Annotated in this window: 15 protein-coding genes and 1 tRNA gene; 6 read left to right on the top strand and 10 right to left on the bottom strand. The window is 72.9% G+C overall.

Annotated features, from left to right (window positions below; genetic code table 11):
• Positions 1-5 precede the first annotated feature (5 nt).
• The 3 genes from EBO36_RS04575 to EBO36_RS04565 are packed head-to-tail and all read left to right on the top strand — an operon-like array spanning position 6 to position 1460.
• Positions 6-407 carry an ArsR/SmtB family transcription factor gene (locus EBO36_RS04575; RefSeq protein ID WP_122823572.1) on the top strand — a complete coding sequence of 134 codons (402 nt, stop codon included), beginning with the start codon at positions 6-8 and terminating at the stop codon, positions 405-407.
• The gene (locus EBO36_RS04570) at positions 407-898 is read left to right on the top strand and encodes an SRPBCC family protein (protein WP_122823571.1); all 492 of its coding nucleotides are present in this window, start codon (positions 407-409) and stop codon (positions 896-898) included. The genes EBO36_RS04575 and EBO36_RS04570 overlap by 1 nt, the downstream gene beginning before the upstream one ends.
• Before the next feature lies 1 nt (position 899).
• Entirely contained in the window at positions 900-1460 is a 561-nt protein-coding gene (locus EBO36_RS04565) for a dihydrofolate reductase family protein (RefSeq protein ID WP_122823570.1), read from the top strand.
• A gap of 184 nt (positions 1461-1644) precedes the next feature.
• Here EBO36_RS04565 and EBO36_RS04560 read toward each other — a convergent pair.
• From EBO36_RS04560 to EBO36_RS04525, 9 genes are all read right to left on the bottom strand, one after another.
• A tRNA-Ala gene (locus EBO36_RS04560) sits at positions 1645-1717 on the bottom strand.
• Between the two features lie 118 nt (positions 1718-1835).
• Positions 1836-2456, bottom strand: coding sequence for a histidine phosphatase family protein (locus EBO36_RS04555; RefSeq protein WP_122823569.1), 621 nt, complete (start codon positions 2454-2456; stop codon positions 1836-1838).
• The gene (gene rsfS, locus EBO36_RS04550; protein ID WP_122823568.1) at positions 2453-2839 is read right to left on the bottom strand and encodes a ribosome silencing factor; all 387 of its coding nucleotides are present in this window, start codon (positions 2837-2839) and stop codon (positions 2453-2455) included. The genes EBO36_RS04555 and rsfS overlap by 4 nt, the downstream gene beginning before the upstream one ends.
• Positions 2829-4325, bottom strand: coding sequence for a hypothetical protein (locus EBO36_RS04545; protein WP_122823567.1), 1497 nt, complete (start codon positions 4323-4325; stop codon positions 2829-2831). Before EBO36_RS04545 ends, rsfS begins: the two co-directional genes overlap by 11 nt.
• On the bottom strand, positions 4322-4966 hold the full coding sequence (gene nadD, locus EBO36_RS04540) for a nicotinate-nucleotide adenylyltransferase (protein WP_122823566.1): 645 nt from the start codon (positions 4964-4966) through the stop codon (positions 4322-4324). Before nadD ends, EBO36_RS04545 begins: the two co-directional genes overlap by 4 nt.
• A 2-nt stretch (positions 4967-4968) precedes the next feature.
• A complete protein-coding gene (locus EBO36_RS15245) occupies positions 4969-5121 on the bottom strand; it encodes a hypothetical protein (protein ID WP_164471344.1) in 153 nt (50 codons plus the stop codon).
• A gap of 75 nt (positions 5122-5196) precedes the next feature.
• Positions 5197-6495: a glutamate-5-semialdehyde dehydrogenase gene (locus EBO36_RS04535; protein ID WP_122823565.1), complete on the bottom strand. Its 1299-nt coding sequence runs from the start codon at positions 6493-6495 to the stop codon at positions 5197-5199.
• A 218-nt stretch (positions 6496-6713) separates the two neighbouring features.
• Positions 6714-9692, bottom strand: a complete 2979-nt coding sequence (pbp4b, locus tag EBO36_RS04530; RefSeq protein WP_122823564.1) for a penicillin binding protein PBP4B — start codon at positions 9690-9692, stop codon at positions 6714-6716.
• A gap of 158 nt (positions 9693-9850) precedes the next feature.
• Positions 9851-12505: an ATP-dependent DNA ligase gene (locus EBO36_RS04525; protein ID WP_122823563.1), complete on the bottom strand. Its 2655-nt coding sequence runs from the start codon at positions 12503-12505 to the stop codon at positions 9851-9853.
• Positions 12506-12673: 168 nt separating this feature from the next.
• On the opposite strand from EBO36_RS04525, the gene ku reads away from it, so the two are divergent.
• From ku to EBO36_RS04510, 3 genes are all read left to right on the top strand, one after another.
• Entirely contained in the window at positions 12674-13777 is a 1104-nt protein-coding gene (gene ku / locus EBO36_RS04520; protein WP_122823562.1) for a non-homologous end joining protein Ku, read from the top strand.
• A gap of 89 nt (positions 13778-13866) precedes the next feature.
• Positions 13867-14529 carry a DsbA family oxidoreductase gene (locus EBO36_RS04515; RefSeq protein ID WP_122823561.1) on the top strand — a complete coding sequence of 221 codons (663 nt, stop codon included), beginning with the start codon at positions 13867-13869 and terminating at the stop codon, positions 14527-14529.
• A complete protein-coding gene (locus tag EBO36_RS04510; protein ID WP_122823560.1) occupies positions 14526-14738 on the top strand; it encodes a hypothetical protein in 213 nt (70 codons plus the stop codon). The genes EBO36_RS04515 and EBO36_RS04510 overlap by 4 nt, the downstream gene beginning before the upstream one ends.
• Positions 14739-14848: 110 nt before the next feature.
• Here EBO36_RS04510 and EBO36_RS04505 read toward each other — a convergent pair whose 3' ends face one another.
• Positions 14849-15832: a TIGR03557 family F420-dependent LLM class oxidoreductase gene (locus tag EBO36_RS04505; RefSeq protein ID WP_122823559.1), complete on the bottom strand. Its 984-nt coding sequence runs from the start codon at positions 15830-15832 to the stop codon at positions 14849-14851.
• Positions 15833-15944: the final 112 nt, after the last annotated feature.

Below are 15944 nucleotides of genomic sequence, written 5' to 3'. Positions count from 1 at the left end.
GGCGCATGGCCGGCACGGACCACCTCAGCGCCGTCTTCTCGGCACTCGCGGACCCCACTCGGCGGGCGATCCTCGCCGATCTGGCCGAGCGCGATGCCACGGTGACCGAGCTCACCGCGTCCCTCCCCATATCGATGCCGGCGGTGTCGCGACATCTGAAGGTGCTCGAGCGCGCCACGCTCATCTCGCGGACGCGCTCAGGCAAGTGGCGCGCGAGCCACCTCGAAGCCGCCCCGCTGCGCGAGGCCGCCGACTGGATCGAGCGCTACCGGGAGTTCTGGGACTCGTCCCTCACCCGCCTCGACGCCCACCTCGCCGCTGTGCAAGCCGCAGAACGCCCAAGGAACCCGACGGACCGCGACCCCCGGCCGCCCACGGAGACGGCCTCAGACCACAAGGAGCCCTGATGCACACAGAAGTCCCGCAGATCGACATCTCGCGCGTGCTCGATGCGCCGCGCGGGCTCGTCTATCGAGCCTTCACCGATCCGGACCACTTCGTGGCCTGGTGGGGTCCCATCGGCCACTCGCTACCCCGCACGGAGATCGAGTTCGACGTGCGCCCGGGCGGCCACCAGCGATGGACGGAGGTCTCCGCAGCCAATCCCGGCGTACGGGTCCACGTCCACGTCGACCTCACGGACGTCACCGACGGCGAGCTCCTCGACGGCCTCATGCACGTCACCGGCCGGCTCCCTGACGGCGTCGAGGCGTTCGAGACACGAGTGCGTGTCGAGTTCCACGACGAGGCCCCCGGGCGCACGCGACTGACGATCCACCAGTGGCTGCCCCAGCAGGTGACGGGCAACGCCGAGCAGGGGTGGCTCGAAGCGTTGACGACGCTGGACGCCGCGCTGATCGACACCCGAACCCCGCCGTCACGCGTCGAGGTGCAGTGACATGGCCAAGCTGATCTACGTGACGAACACGTCGCTGGATGGGTACATCGAGGACAGCCGCGGCGCCTTCAACCTGTACCCGCACAACGACGCGGTATTTGCGGCCCAGAGCGGTCTCATCCGTTCCGTCGGCACGTTGCTCTACGGGCGGCGCCTGTACCAGTCGATGGCCCCGTGGGAAACCGACGCCGCCCTCGCCGCGCAGTCCAGCCTGACCGCCGACTTCGCGAGCGCCTGGCAAGCGGCGGACAAGGTGGTCTACTCCACCACCCTGGCCGCGGCGCCCACCACCAGGACCCGGCTCGAAGGACGCTTCGATCCAGCTTCGGTACGCGACATGAAGGCCGCGGCCACCAGCGATCTCACCGTGGGCGGCGCACACCTGGCGGCGCAGGCCTTCGCCGCCGGGCTGGTGGATGAGTGCCAGCTGTTCGTCTGGCCCTGGATCCTCGGTGGAGGCAAGCCAGGGCTGCCGAGTGGCACTCGCGCCGAGCTGGAGCTCCTCGATGAGCACCGATTCGGAAACGGCGTCGTGCATCTGCGATACCGCATCCGGGCCTGAGCCTCGGAGGCACGTGATGAGGTGCCAACGGGTCAGCGCCTGCCTCGCCTCGCCGGCGGAGCGCGAGGCCGACGGCACACCAGGCCCGGCCGCCGCAGCGTCCCGTCCGGTCCGTCCGGTCCGGTCCGGTCCGGGTACGAAAAAGCCCCGCCGTGAGCGGGGCCTGTTCGATCTTCACCTTGTGTGGAGCTAGGGGGATTCGAACCCCCGACCTCTTCCATGCCATGGAAGCGCGCTACCAACTGCGCCATAGCCCCTTGTGCCTCGTTGAGTCTAGAGGAGAGAGCCGGTCCCTGACCAATCGCCGAGCAGTGGTGCGCGCCACACTCCCCCGGGCACCCACCGTCCCCATCGGTGACGGGCGGCCCGGACCGCTCAGGTCCCCGCCACCCCGAGGTTGTGGCCAGTGAGGCGCCACTCGGGGCGACGTCCCGGGTTGCCGGTGAGGACGCTCCAGCGGCAGTTGTCGAGTCCGGCCAGGCCGAACCACTCGGTGGGGTCGAGGTCGAGAAGCGCCGTGAGGCCGAGGGTGAGGGCGGCGCCGTGCGCGACGACGACGAGCACGCCGTCGTCCATGCCGTCCGCCGTCTCGCGGACGGCGGAGGACACGCGCGCGGCGACGTCCCCCCGGGACTCGGCGCCGATGTCGGCAGGCTCCTGCCCGCGGCGCCACGCCTGGTGCGCCTCGGGCCAGCCGGCTTGGATCTCCTCGGCCGTCAGGCCCTCCCACTGCCCGAACGATCGCTCGCGCAGCCGGGGGTCGAGCTCGACGTCGCGCCCGGTGCGGTCGCCGAGCGCCTGCGCGGTGCGCGCCGCTCGCTGCAGGTCGGAGGAGACGATGCGCGTCGGCCCGAGCGCCGCGATCCCTGCGGCCGCGCGCTCGGCCTGCTCGACGCCGACCTCGTTGAGCTCGATGTCCACCTGACCCTGCAGGCGCATGGCGGCGTTGTACCGCGTCTGCCCGTGACGCCACAGGACGACCAGCCGGGCGCTCATGCCTCGGTGTCGGCAGCCTCGTACAGGTCCGAGGGGAGCTCGACGACGGGGCAGTCCTTCCACAGCCGCTCGAGGGCGTAGAACTCACGGTCCTCGGTGTGCTGGACGTGCACGATGATGTCGCCGAAGTCCATGAGGACCCAGCGCCCCTGCTCCATGCCCTCCTTGCGGACGGCCTTGGACCCCTCCTTGTGCAGCGCCTCCTCGATGCCGTCGACGATCGCCTTGACCTGGCGCTCGTTGGAGCCGGAGGCGACGACGAAGACGTCCGTGAGCACGAGCCGCTCGCTCACGTCGAGGGCGATGATCTCGTCCGCCTTCTTGTCGGCGGCGGCGCGCGCGGCGGCGACCGCGAGCTGGCGGGACTTCTCGTCAGCGGGCACGTGACTCCTCATGATGGTCGATAACGGTGAACGTCGATCCTACGGCGCCGCCGGCGGCCGCGGCTGCACCGGCGGCGGCGTCGATGGCGCCGGAGGCGAGGATCCACACGAGCGCCGCGATGACGGCGGCGGCCAGGGCGAGCGCCGCGATCTTGAGCACGGTCGCCCCTGCACCGGGCCGGCGGCTGGTCTCGGCGACGTCGCCCCCGCCAGCGACGGGCTCGGGCGTCGCCGCGAGCTCGGGTGCAGCGGTGGCCACGACGCTCGGGGCGGGAGCGTCGGCCAGGTCCGCGGCGAACGCCGACGCCGTCGGCCGGCGTACGGGCACCTCGGGGCCGCGACCTTCCAGGTCCTCGGCGGTGACCTGTCGGCGGGACGCCCGCGTGGGCCCGGGGCGCAGGGGCGCCGTCCACTGGTCCGCCGGCTCGCCCGTGGGGCCGACGGCGCTGACGGAGACCCACGTGGGCCGCAACGGCGCGTCGTCGTCGTGCTCGGGGTCCTCGTCGGCCTCCGGCGCCATGGTGGCGGCGTTCCACGACGTGGGGTCGATGCTCCCGGTGCTCTCCACGGACGGCGCCGAACGCCGGAGCGCCGGCGGGGCGCCATGGCGTTCGGGCGCCGAGCGGGCGTGCTCGCGCTGGACCTCGTCCCGGACGACCGGCTGGACACCGGTGAGCTGCCCCGTCTCGTCCAGCCCGCGGACCCCCTGGGCGACGGCCGGCGCACGGACGACCGGACGACGACCGGTGCGCTCCCGCTCGTCGGTCGGCGGCTCCGACGGCGCCTCGCGGAGCCTGTCCCGCATCGAGCGGCGGCTGCGCCGGACCTCGGTGCTCTCCAGCGGCGAGGCGACATCGACGGAACCGTCGCCGGTGGGCGTCGTCAACCGCCGCTCCTCGACCGAGCGCCGGGCGGGGCTGCCGGTCGTCGGCGACTCGGGGCGGGCCGGCCGGCCGGGCAGCGAGGCGGGCTCGAGGTGCGCGGCCCAGACGGCCGCGTCGTCGGCGGCGGGCTCGGCCGGGGCGTCCGGCGGCCCCTCGGCCGGGGCCGGCACGATGGGGCGCCAGGCATGTGGCCGCGCGGGCTCCGACTCGGGCTCGGGTCGCGCGGGCTCGGGTCGCTCCGGCCCCGGTCGCTCCGGCCCGGGCTCCGGGCGTTCGGCCTCGATGTCGGCGGCCGCGGTCTCGGCCGGCGCCTCGCGGCGCGCGACCTCCTCCTCGGCCGCCCGGCGACGCAGCTCCTTGCGGCTCGGCAGCCGAGGCGACGTCCCCGGCGCCGCGGCCGCCGTGTCTGCCGGTGCGGGGGCGCTCGTCGTGACGTGCGCCGCCTCGGCGCGCTCCGTCGTCGTGCTGGGCCCTGCTCCGGCGGGGTTCTCGGACTCCGGCCGCTCCGGCTCGCTGGGGGCCGCCGTCGGCTCCTCGGAACGCACGGCGTCCCGGCGACGACGCCGCCCGGGCGGACCGACCAGAGGCTCGTCCTCGCTCATCGTGCGCCCTCCACGTGCGCTGCGGTCCCGCTCCCGTCCGCGACGGGGGGATCGGTGCGGTACAGATGATGCTTACCGATGTACTGGACGACGCCGTCGGGCACGAGGTACCAGACGGGCATGCCCGAGTGCACCCGCTCCCGGCAGTCGCTCGAGGAGATCGCCATCGCCGGGACCTCGAGGAGCGAGACACCCGCCTCGGGCAGCCCCGCGTCGTCGAGCAGGTGCCCGGGGCGGGTCACCCCGACGAAGTGCGCCAGCCCCCACAGCTCCTCGGCGTCCTTCCACTGCAGGATCTGCGGAAGGACGTCGGCACCGGTGATGAAGAAGAGCTCGGCGTCCGGCAGGAGCGCGTGGAGGTCACGCAGCGTGTCGATCGTGTAGGTCGTCCCGGGACGGTCGATGTCCACGCGCGAGACGGTGAAGCGCGGGTTCGACGCCGTGGCGATCACCGTCATGAGGTAGCGGTGCTCGGCCTCGGCGACCTGGCGGTCGCGCTTGAACGGCTGCTCGCCGGCGGGGACGAAGACGACCTCGTCGAGGTCGAAGACGTCGGCGACCTCACTGGCGGCGACGAGGTGGCCGTGGTGGATGGGGTCAAAGGTGCCACCCATGACGCCGATCCGCCGAGCCGCGCCCATGCTCAGCGGCGGCGCGTGTGGACGCTGCGGAACGCGTAGGTGGCGAGCAGGAGGAACAGCAACGCGGCCATGGCGACGACGCCGTAGAGGATCGGGTCCATCGGCAGCGGGTGCTCGGCCTCTTCGGCCGCGTACCTCACGAGCGAGCTCATCATGGCGGTGTCGACTTCCTCTCGTCCTATGTCCAGGGCACAGTCTTGCACGGTCGCCGAGCACGGCGCCCGGGCGGCTCACTCGCGGATCTGGCCGTCCCCGTGGACGATCCACGTCGTCGTCGTCAGCTCGCCGAGACCCATCGGGCCCCGTGCGTGGAGCTTCTGCGTGGAGATGCCGATCTCCGCACCCAGCCCGAACTCCGCGCCGTCGGTGAACCGGGTGGAGGCGTTGACGATGAGGGCCGCCGAGTCGATCTCGGTGGTGAAGCGCTCGGCGGAACGCACGTCGCGGGTGCAGATCGCCTCCGTGTGACCGCTCGACCACCGCGCGATGTGCGCGAGGGCGGCGTCGAGGTCCGGCACGACCCGCACGGCGAGGTCAAGGCTGAGGTACTCCGTGGCCCAGTCCTCCTCGGTGGCCGGAACGACCTCGACGCCCGCCGGGGCGTAGCCGGCGGTGTCCTCGCAGCCGTGGATCCGCACGCCGGCCGCCGCGAGCGCGGCGAGGGCGGGCGGGAGGAAGGCAGGTGCGGCGTCGGCATGCACGAGCAGCGTCTCCGCGGCGTTGCACACGCCCGTGCGCTGGGTCTTGGAGTTGAGGACGATGGGGATCGCCTGCTCCACCTCGGCCGAGGCGTCGACGAAGACGTGGCAGTTGCCCACCCCGGTCTCGATGACCGGCACCAGCGACTCCCGCACGACGGTCTGGATGAGGTCGGCACCGCCGCGGGGGACGAGGACGTCCACCAGCCCGCGAGCGCGCATGAGCGCGACGGCGCCCGCGCGCCCGTGGGCGTCGATGGACTGCACGAGTGCGGCCGGCAACCCCACGGACGTAAGCGCCTCGCCGAGGACCTCGACGATGACGGCGTTCGACGACGCCGCCGCCGAGCCCCCGCGCAGGATGACGGCGTTTCCGGACTTGAGCGCGAGGCCCGCGGCGTCGACCGTGACGTTCGGGCGCGCCTCGTAGATCATCCCGACGACGCCCATGGGGACCCGCACCTGGCGGAGCTTGAGGCCGTTGGGCAGCGTGGAGCCGCGGACCACCTCGCCCACCGGGTCCGGCAGGGCGGCCAGCTCGCGCAGGGCGTCGGCGATGGCCGCGATCCGCGCGTCGGTGAGGGTGAGCCGGTCCACGAGCGAGTCCTTCATGCCGCCCGCTCGCCCCCGCTCGACGTCGTCGGCGTTGGCCTGGACGATCCGGGCGCTCTCGGCGACCAGCGCGTCGGCCATCGCGTGGAGCGCGGCGTCCTTCGTCGCGCGGGTGGCGGTCGCCAGGGCGCGCGAGGCGGCCTTGGCCTCGCGCGCGACCTGCGTGACGGCGTCGTGCACGTCGGTCGTGCCGGCAGGCGACGTCAGGGTGTCGGTCATGGGGCCAGCGTAGATCCGTACGGTGACGCCCGGAAGACGGGGTTCACCCATCGGGCGCGCCGGTGCGGTCACTGCCCGTCACTCCCCCGGCCCACGTCGCTCCCCCTCCCTCGTGATCATGCAGAAACGCCCGGCGTCTCTGCATGATCACGAGGTGGGAGGACGGCGGCTCGGGGCGGCACGCCGCGCCGCCCCGAGCCGCCCCCCGGCTGCGCCGCCTACCGCGCCTCGCCACGGCGTCGCGCGCCGAGCAGGGTGAGCGCCCCGGCCAGCAGCAGCCCCAGGGCCGGCAGCCACACCGGCGGCGCACCGCCCGTCCGCGGCAGGTCACCGCCGCCGGGGGCTGGCGGCCGCCCCTGGTCACCGCCGGGTGCACCGCCCGGGTCGCCCGTCGGCTCCCCCGTCGGATCCTCCGTCGGCGGCTCGGTCGGTCCCTGGGTCGGCGTCCCGGGCCGCACGGTCAGCGCGCTCGTCGCTGTCCGCTCCGAGTCCAGCCCGGTGACGACGACGACGTACGCGCCGGGGACCGTCGCCGCGTCGATCGTCACGGTCTGCGCGAGCTCGCTCGTGGCGGCGACGTCGGCGGTCCCGAGGAGCACGGCGTCGCCGAGCTCCTCCGTCGGATCCGACCCGTCGACCAGCCGGATCTCGACGCGCTCACCCGGCGCGAAGCCCTCCCCCGAGACGCCGACGTCCGCGCCCGGGTCCACCTCGTCCGCGGACAGGGCGATCGAGGGCTCCGGCAGCGTGACCGTGACGGTCGCGTCCACGGCGAGCTCGACCGGGGGCTCGGCCTGGGTGACACCGGCGGGCAGGGCGAAGGTGCCGCGCGCGGCGTAGGCGCCGGGGGTGGCGCCGTCGTAGTCCGCGATCTCCCACGTCAGCGGGGCGGCGTGGGTGGCCCCGGCCGTGTCCACCACGGTCGTCGCGGCTGGCAGCGCCGCCAGGGCGGCCTCGAGCGGGGTGCCCCGCTCCACGGAGACGTCCTCGACGTCGCCGATCTCGACGAGCGGGTTGTACTGCTGGGACTCGCCCTCGAGCGCGCGGTACACGTGGGCCGAGATCGGCGCCAGGTCGGCGATGGGGAAGTTCGCGCCCTCGAACCCGTTGGGCGGGTTGATCACCGGGGAGTGCCGCATGTTCGTGAGGATGGTGATGGTGAGGTCGTGGAGCGGGTCGATGACCGTGAGCGTGCCGGTCCAGCCCTGGTGCCCGAAGGTGCTGCGGCTGGGCCCCCAGTTGAAGTAGTAGTACGCGGCCGCGCTCTTGGAGTGCACGCGCCAGCCCAGGGCGACTGTCGAGGCGTCGACGTTGGCGGGGTCGAGGCTGTACGGCGTGAGGAACTCGTCGATGACCTCCTGGGTGAAGTACTGCTCCCCGCCGTAGATGCCGCCACCCAGCATGAGCTGGGTGAGGACCGCCATGTCCGAGGTGGTGGAGAACAGGCCCGCGTGGCCGGAGACCCCGTCCATCGAGTAGAACGCCTTCTCGTCGTGGACCTCCCCCTGGAGGGTGTAGTCCCGGATGTACACGGGGGTGCCGTCCGCGTGGGCGCCGAACGAGACGTTGCCGTCACGCGTGTTGCCGTTGAGCTCGGTGGCGGCGATCCGCGACGGCGCGACGCCGTGCTCGAGCGGGGTGAAGAGGGTGTCGTCCAGCCCGAGGGGGCCGTAGATCTCCTCCTCGAGGTACACGTCGAGCGGCTTGCCGCTGATCTGCTCGATGAGCAGACCGAGGATCATGTAGTCGACGTCGCTGTAGGCGAAGGTCGTGCGCGGGGCGTACCGCAGGGGCGTCTGGGAGATCCTCTCGATGATCCCCGACCGGTCGGTGTGGTCGCTGGTCTGGTACCACAGCTCCCCCGCGGAGCCGAGGTTGGGGTACTCGGGGTCCGGGATGAGCCCGGCGTGGTGGTGGAGGATGTCGCGGACGGTGATGGTCTCCTTGCCCGTGTACCGCTCCGGGATCCCGCCCTCCCCGCCGACGGTCCACTTGCCCGTGTAGACGGAGTTGGCATCGGTGAAGCCCTCCCAGCCGGGGAAGGACACGAGGGTGCGGTCGAGGTCGAGCCGCCCCTCGCTCACCAACCGCTGGAGGGCGTAGTTCGTGGCGTACATCTTGGTGTTCGAGGCGAGGTCGAAGAGCGTGTCGACCTCCGCCGGCTGCCACTGGGACTGCGGGAGCAGCTCGGCGGGCTGCGTGACGCCGTCGACCTCGCTCGTGGAGTAGCGCAGGGCGTACCCGTAGGCGTCCTCCTTGACGACCTTGCCGTCCTTGGTGACGACGACGGCGACGGCGGAGGACCCGTCGGCGACCTGGGCGTTGATGTAGTCGTCGAGCTCGGCGAGCCGGGCGGGGTCGAAGCCCACGTCACCCGGGTCGGCCGGGGTGATCTCGTCGTGGGCGACGAACTGCTTCTCGAGGAGGTACTCCGCGCCGTCGAGCACGAGGGGACGGACCTGGAAGAGGCGCTCGATCGCACCGAAGGAGAGGTAGTACCGACCGCCCTGCCGGAAGCCGTCGACGTCGTCGAAGACCAGGTCGGTGTACTCGTTGAGCATGTTGCCGGTGACGTTGGACCCGATCCGGTCGCGGTCGACGGCGATCTCGAAGTAGTCCCGGCCGCGGTGGATGGTGAGGACGTCGAGGGTGCCGGGCGCCGCGCCGTCGAAGAGGTAGCCGTTGCTGCCGTAGGTGTAGGTGAGGTCGAGGAGCTCGGTGAGGTCCTCGACGGCGACGTACGCCTTCGCGTCGCGCTTGACGACGACCTCCGGGTCGATCCGCGTCGGCTCGTCGTAGGCGCGGGGGTCGCCGTCGACGACCCAGACCTCCGCCGCGCCGTCGACCGCGCGCACGTACCGGGTGTCGTCGGGGAACGTGCTGTCCTCGGTCACCGTGAACCCGAGGTAGGCGTCCGGCTCCTCCTCGGGGAAGGAGAACGTCATCGTGGTGCCGAACCCGTCGGCGTCCACGTCGGTGAGGGTGCCTTCGGCGCCCCCGAGGGCGGCGGCCTCGATACCGCTCTCGTACTGCGAGCCCGGCTTGTAGTAGTGGACCGTGAGCGTGCTGGCGCCGGCCTGGGCATCGGCGCCCGGGACGGCGACGTCGGCCAGGACGGCCGGCGCCGGGACCATGGCGAGCAGCAGCGCGGCCCCGGCGGCCGCAGCCGCGGCACGGGCTGGACGGAAGGTCGTCATCGGAGCTTCTCCCTTGACTCGAGGCGAGGACGGCGACGCGACGAGCCTGGGCCCCCCGCGCGCGAGCCGGGGCTAGCGGCAGGGGGATGTGTCCGACGTGAGCCAGGACACAGCGTAAAGATCTTTCCCCATCATGGGGAAGGCCTTGGAAGCCTCTTTCATCGGCTCGGCGAGAGATCCTCCGCGTCCTTGTCCGGGCGCCAGCCTCGCCACCGGGGGTGACGCAGCCGCCCGGTGGAGGTGCGCTCGGAGAACTCGACCTCGGCGACGAGCACCGGCTCCACCCAACGGGCATCGCGCGCGTCGGGCCGTGGGACGTCACCGAGCGCCGGCGAGTCACGCTCCAACGGGGCCAGCTTCTTCACCCATGCGGCCGTCTCCTTCTCGGTGAAGCCGCTGCCCACCTTGCCGACGTAGGTCAGCGCGCCGTCGTCGTCGGGGACCGCGAGGAGCAGGGATCCGACCCTTCCGGCCCGCGAGCCCTGGCCCGGCTTCCAGCCGACGACGACGACCTCCTCGGCCTCGCTGTGCTTGATCTTGAGCCACGCGGGCGACCGCCGGCCCTCGAGGTAGACGGAGTCACGGCGCTTGGCGACCACGCCCTCGAGCTGCCAGGCGCGCGAGGCGGCCATCGCCGCCTCGACGTCGCCGCCGAACGCGGGGGGCACCTCGACGTGCTCGTCGCGGTCGGCGTCGACGAGGAGCTCCAGGGCCTCGCGCCGGGCGTCGTAGGGCTGGTCGCGCCAGGACATGTCGTCGACCTCGAGGACGTCGAAGAGCATGAGGTGGACCGGCCAGGTCGCCGCCGCCCGCGTGACGTCCCGCGGCGCGCTGAGGTTCATCCGCTGCTGGAGGACCGAGAAGCTGGGGCGTCCACGCTCGTCGAGCGCGACGATCTCCCCGTCGAGCACCGCGTGCCCGGCGTCGACGCACGCCGCGACGCCGGCGAGCTCGGGGTACGTCGCCGTGAGGTCGATGCCGTTGCGGGACACGAGCCGGACGTCGTCGCCGTCGACGAGGACGACGGCGCGGATGCCGTCCCACTTCATCTCCAGCGCCCAGTCCTCGGCGACCCGCACGCCGGACTCGTCGCCCGGGGTCGCGAGCATCGGGACCGGGGCCGCGACGCGGGGAGACGAGGACCCCCGGGACCGGCCCGACGGCGTCGCCCGCGCGGGCTTCTCGGGCGTGGGGCTCTCGGGCGTGGGGCTCTCGGGCGTTGGCTCCTCAGGCGCGGGATTCTCGGGTGCCGACTTCTTCTCGGGCGCGGGCTGCTCGCGGCCCCGCTTCTCGGGCACTGGCTTGCCCCGCGCCGGTCTCTCCCGGCTCACCCCACCGCCGCGGGCGCGCCACTCCCCCGGGTGATCGCCGTCCCCGCCGCCGGAGGACGTCTCTCCCGCGGGCCGCATGAGGTGGATGAGCCAGTGGTTGGCCTCCTCCTCGCGGCGCCCGCCGGTGCGGATGAGCGCGACGCGGGTGGACCGCCCCGGGCCGCCGGCGAGGCCACCGTCGGGCCCGCCGTGGAGGGTGACGATGACCTCCTTGCCCTCCCGCCACTTCTCGAGGTCGTAGGTGCCGGTGTCCCAGATGCTCATCTCGCCCGCGCCGTACTCCCCCGCCGGGATGGTCCCGGAGAAGGTGGCGTACTCCATGGGGTGGTCCTCGGTCTGCACCGCGAGGTGGTTCTTGGCGGGGTCCACCGGTACGCCCTTGGGCAGTGCCCAGCTGACGAGGACGCCGTCGTGGGCCAGGCGCAGGTCCCAGTGCAACCGGCTGGCGTGGTGCTCCTGGATGACGAAGATCGGCTCCCCGGCGTCCGCCACCCGGTCCGGCACCGGCTCAGGCGTGCGGGACGCGTCGCGCTTGGCGCGGTAGATCTCGAGCCGGTCGCGGGTCGGCCCGCCGCCCGCCCGGTCGGCGGCGCGGGCGAGGTCGGCCATCGGGTCGCCGAGCTCCCGGACCCGGTCGAGGACCTCGGCCATCTCGAGGTGCCGCAGGCCGTCGTCGGCGATCTCCTCCCAGGTCCGTGGGACGGCGACGGTGGGCCGCTCGCGCCCGCGCAGCGAGTACGGGGCGATGGTCGTCTTCGACCCGTTGTTCTGCGACCAGTCGACGAGCACCTTGCCCTCGCGCAGCGACTTCTTCATGTCCGAGACGACGAGGTCCGGGTGGTCCGCCTCGAGCGCGCGGGCCAGCTCGTGGGCGAGGTCGCTGATCTGGTCGGACGTGTGGGCGCCGTCGAGCGGGGCGTAGAGGTGGATGCCCTTGGAGCCGCTGGTCACCGGCACGGGGTCCAGGCCCATCCCGGTGAGGATGGCGCGGGCGTGCCCGGCCACCTCCGCGCACTCCGGCAGCCCCGCGCCCGGGCCGGGGTCGAGGTCGAGGACGAGGCGGTCCGGGTTGCGGCGGGTGCCGTCCGAGCCGAACCGCCACTGCGGCACGTGGATCTCCAGGGCGGCCACCTGGGCGAGCCACACGAGCGTCGCGGTGTCGTCGACGAGGGGGTAGTCGTAGGTGCGCGAGCTGTGGTCGATGGGGGCGCGCACCACCCAGTCCGGGGTGCCGTCGTCGAGGTTCTTCTGGAAGAACATCTGGCCCGGCTCCGCGTCGGTCCCCACCCCGTTGGGCCAACGCTTGCGGGTGGCGGGCCGCCCGGCGCAGTGCGGCAGCATCGCCGGGGCGATCTCCGCGTAGTAGGCGATGATCTCCGCCTTCGTCGTCCCGGTCACCGGGTAGAGGACCTTGGTGAGGTTGGTCAGCCGCAGCCTCCGGCCCTCGACGACGACCGTCTCGGGCTGATCATTCCTCGCCATGGCCGCCATCCTCACGCGCGGCCCCGCCGTCCGCACCCCACCACGCCCTGGCGGGGCCCTCGGCACGACGCCGCCGCGGCGGTACGCTGCCCCGATCCGTGGCGGTGCGGCCGGGTGGCGGGGCGTCGTCGTCGCCGGTTGACTGGCCTGCGAGGAAAGGGACCGATCATGCGTGCCATCTGGACCGGAGCCATCACGTTCGGGCTCGTCAACGTCCCGATCAAGCTGTACTCCGCCACGGAGAGCCACGACGTGCGCCTCCACCAGGTCCACGGGGCCGACGGCGGCCGGATCCGCTACCAGCGGCGCTGCGAGATCTGCGACGAGGTGGTCCAGTGGGGTGACATCGCCAAGGCGTACGACGACGGCGAGCAGACGGTCGTCCTCTCCGACGAGGAGCTCGCCTCGCTGCCGGTGGAGAAGAACCGCGAGATCGACGTCATGGAGTTCGTCCCGAGCGAGCAGATCGACCCGATCATGATGGAGAAGAGCTACTTCGTCGGCCCCGACTCCAAGTCGACGAAGTCGTACCAGCTCCTGCGCCAGACCCTCGAGGAGACCGACCGCACCGCCATCGTCAGCTTCACGCTGCGGCAGAAGTCGCGGCTCGGCGCGCTGCGGGTGCGCGGCGACGTCCTCGTGCTCCAGGGGCTGCTGTGGGACGACGAGGTCCGCGCGGCGGACTTCCCCGAGCTCGAGCAGTCGGCGCGGATCAGCGAGAAGGAGCTGAAGATGAGCGCCGCGCTGGTCGACAGCTTCTCCGCGGACTTCGACCCCTCCGGGTTCAGCGACGAGTACCAGGAGGAGCTCACCAAGCTCATCGAGGCGAAGCTCGCGGAGGGCGACGCGCTCGACACGGAGAAGACGTTCGGGACCAAGGACGACGACGAGGGCGGCGAGGTCCTCGACCTCATGGAGGCGCTGCGCCGCTCCGTCGAGGCATCGAAGAAGAAGCGCGCCGGGGGCGCGGTCGAGGAAAAGGAGGCCGCATCGGGCGGAGGGGCGTCGTCCTCCGCGGCTGACGACGACGCGGACTCCGGGGATGACGCGGACTCCGGGGACGGCGAGGCGAAGCCCAAGCGCGCGTCCCGCGCGTCCTCCTCGAGCCGGTCCTCGTCCACCAGCAAGGCCGCCGCGAGCAAGTCCTCCACGACCAAGTCGGCGGCGGCGAAGTCGTCCACCGCCAAGACGACCGCGGCGAAGTCGTCCACCGCGAAGACGACGGCGGCGCCCAAGCGGCCGGCGAAGACCCGCGAGAAGAAGCCGGCGTAGCGCACGGACCCCGGGGGTCCCCCGCGGCCCCCGCCGTGCGCCCGTCCGCGGCCTGGAATGCCACGCTCGGCCACGGGGTTGGCCCTGGCATGAGCACTCCCCTCACCGTCGACATCTGGTCCGACATCGCCTGCCCGTGGTGCTACATCGGCAAGCGGAAGTTCGAGGCGGGGCTGGCCGCCCTGCCCGACGCCGACGACGTCGTCGTCACCTACCGCAGCTTCGAGCTCAGCCCCGACACCCCCCTCGACTTCGAGGGCAGCGCCGTGGACTTCCTCAGCGAGCACAAGGGCATCCCGGCTGACCAGGTCGAGGCGATGCTCGGCCAGGTCACGGAGATCGCGCGGTCCGTCGGCCTCAGCTACGACTTCGCGGCGGTGCGCCAGACCAAGACGCTCGTCGCCCACGAGGCGCTCCACCACGCCAAGGCCCACGGCCGCCAGCTCGAGCTCGTCGAGCGGCTCCTCGCCGCGTACTTCGAGGAGGGCCGCCACCTCGGTCGCGCCGAGGAGGTCGCCGATCTCGCGGCCGAGGTCGGGCTCGACCGCGACGACGTGCTGCGCGCCCTCGAGACGCACGAGCACGCCGACGCCGTCCAGGCCGACATCGCGCAGGCCCGTGCCTACGGCATCACCGGCGTCCCGTTCTTCGTCATCGACGGTCGTTACGGGATCTCCGGCGCGCAGAACCCCGAGGTCTTCACCGCGGCCCTGGAGCAGGTCCGGGCCGAGCGCGCGGGCGTGGCCTCGTGAGCACCGGGAACGCCGCGCGGGGCGACCTGCCCGCCGCCGACGTCGTCACCACCACGACGACCTCGGCTTCGCCGTCCCTCACGGACGGTCCCGCCCTCCCGCCCGCCCCGCCGCTGGTCCCGCTGACGGCGCTCACCCCGCTGGGCGGCGCCGACGGTGAGGCCGGATGGTGCGTCGACGGCGTGTGCGTGGTCCCGCCGTCGGGCTGAGGGACCTCTCTGCGGAACCGATGAGCCCCGCTCCGTCGCCGGCGATCCGGCACGATCATCACGGGCGAGCGGCAGGAGCGCACCGGCGGCTCGACAACGCCAGCGATCCTTTACGGCGCGGCCGCGCGGAGCTTCTCGAGCAGCGGCTCGGCCGCCGTGGCGAGGAACTCCTCCTGGGCGGAGCCCCCTATCTGGACGAGCGCGATGTCGGTGAACCCGGCCTCCCAGTAGGGCGCGACGGCCTCGACGATGGCGTCGAGGTCGGGCCCGCACGGGATGGACTCGGCGACGTCCTCCGGGCGGACGAAGGAGGTGGCCTCCTCGAAGCCTCGCGTGGTCGGCAGGTCGGCGTTGACGCCCCAGCCCAGCGCGGACCAGCGGAAGAGCTCGTGGGCGCGGGCGACGGCGGCGTCGGCATCGGGGTCCCAGCACACGGGGATCTGCCCGATGATCCGTGAGCCGCCGTGAACCTCCTTCTCGCGCTCGGCGGACCACTGCGCGACGAGGTCGGGGTCGGGGTCCGTGGAGACGAGGTGGTCGGCGAGGCCGGAGAACCGGGACACCGACTGCCGCCCCGAGACGGCCACCGCGAGCTCGACCGGCTTGTCCGGCAGGTCCCAGACCTTCGCGGAGTCGACGCGGAAGTGGTCGCCCTCGTGGGTGAGGTTCTCCCCGGCGAGGAGCGCGCGGATGATGACGAGCGCCTCCTCGAGCATGTCGTGGCGCTCGCCGACCGCCGGCCACCGCTCGCCGACGACGTGCTCGTTGAGGTTCTCCCCCGCCCCGAGCCCGAGGATGAACCGCTCGTCGGAGAGCACGGCCATCGTCGCGGCCTTCTGCGCGACGACGGCGGGGTGGTAGCGCATCGTCGGGCAGGTCACGTAGGTCATGAGCTCGACCCGCTCGGTCGCCTGCGCGACGGCGCCCAGCACCGTCCACGCGTAGGGGGCGTGGCCCATGGAGTCGAGCCACGGGAAGTAGTGGTCGCTGCACACCTCGAAGTCGAAGCCCCGGCGCTCCGCCTCGGCGGCGTAGCGCACGAGCTCCTTCGGCCCGCTCTGCTCGGTCATGAGGGTGTACCCGAAGCGCGTCATGGCCCCAGGGTGGCACCGGCGCGCAGGCCGCGCACGCCGTCGCCGACGGCGCTCTGCGGGTGCGCCCGGGGCCCGGCCGTCGTCACACTGGGAGCGGAAGACGTCGGCCCAG

The sequence above is a fragment of the Georgenia faecalis genome (assembly GCF_003710105.1).
Lineage (GTDB): Bacteria > Actinomycetota > Actinomycetes > Actinomycetales > Actinomycetaceae > Georgenia_A > Georgenia_A faecalis.
Note: the sequence above shows the minus strand (reverse complement) of the source record. Positions and strands in the feature narration are given on the sequence as shown.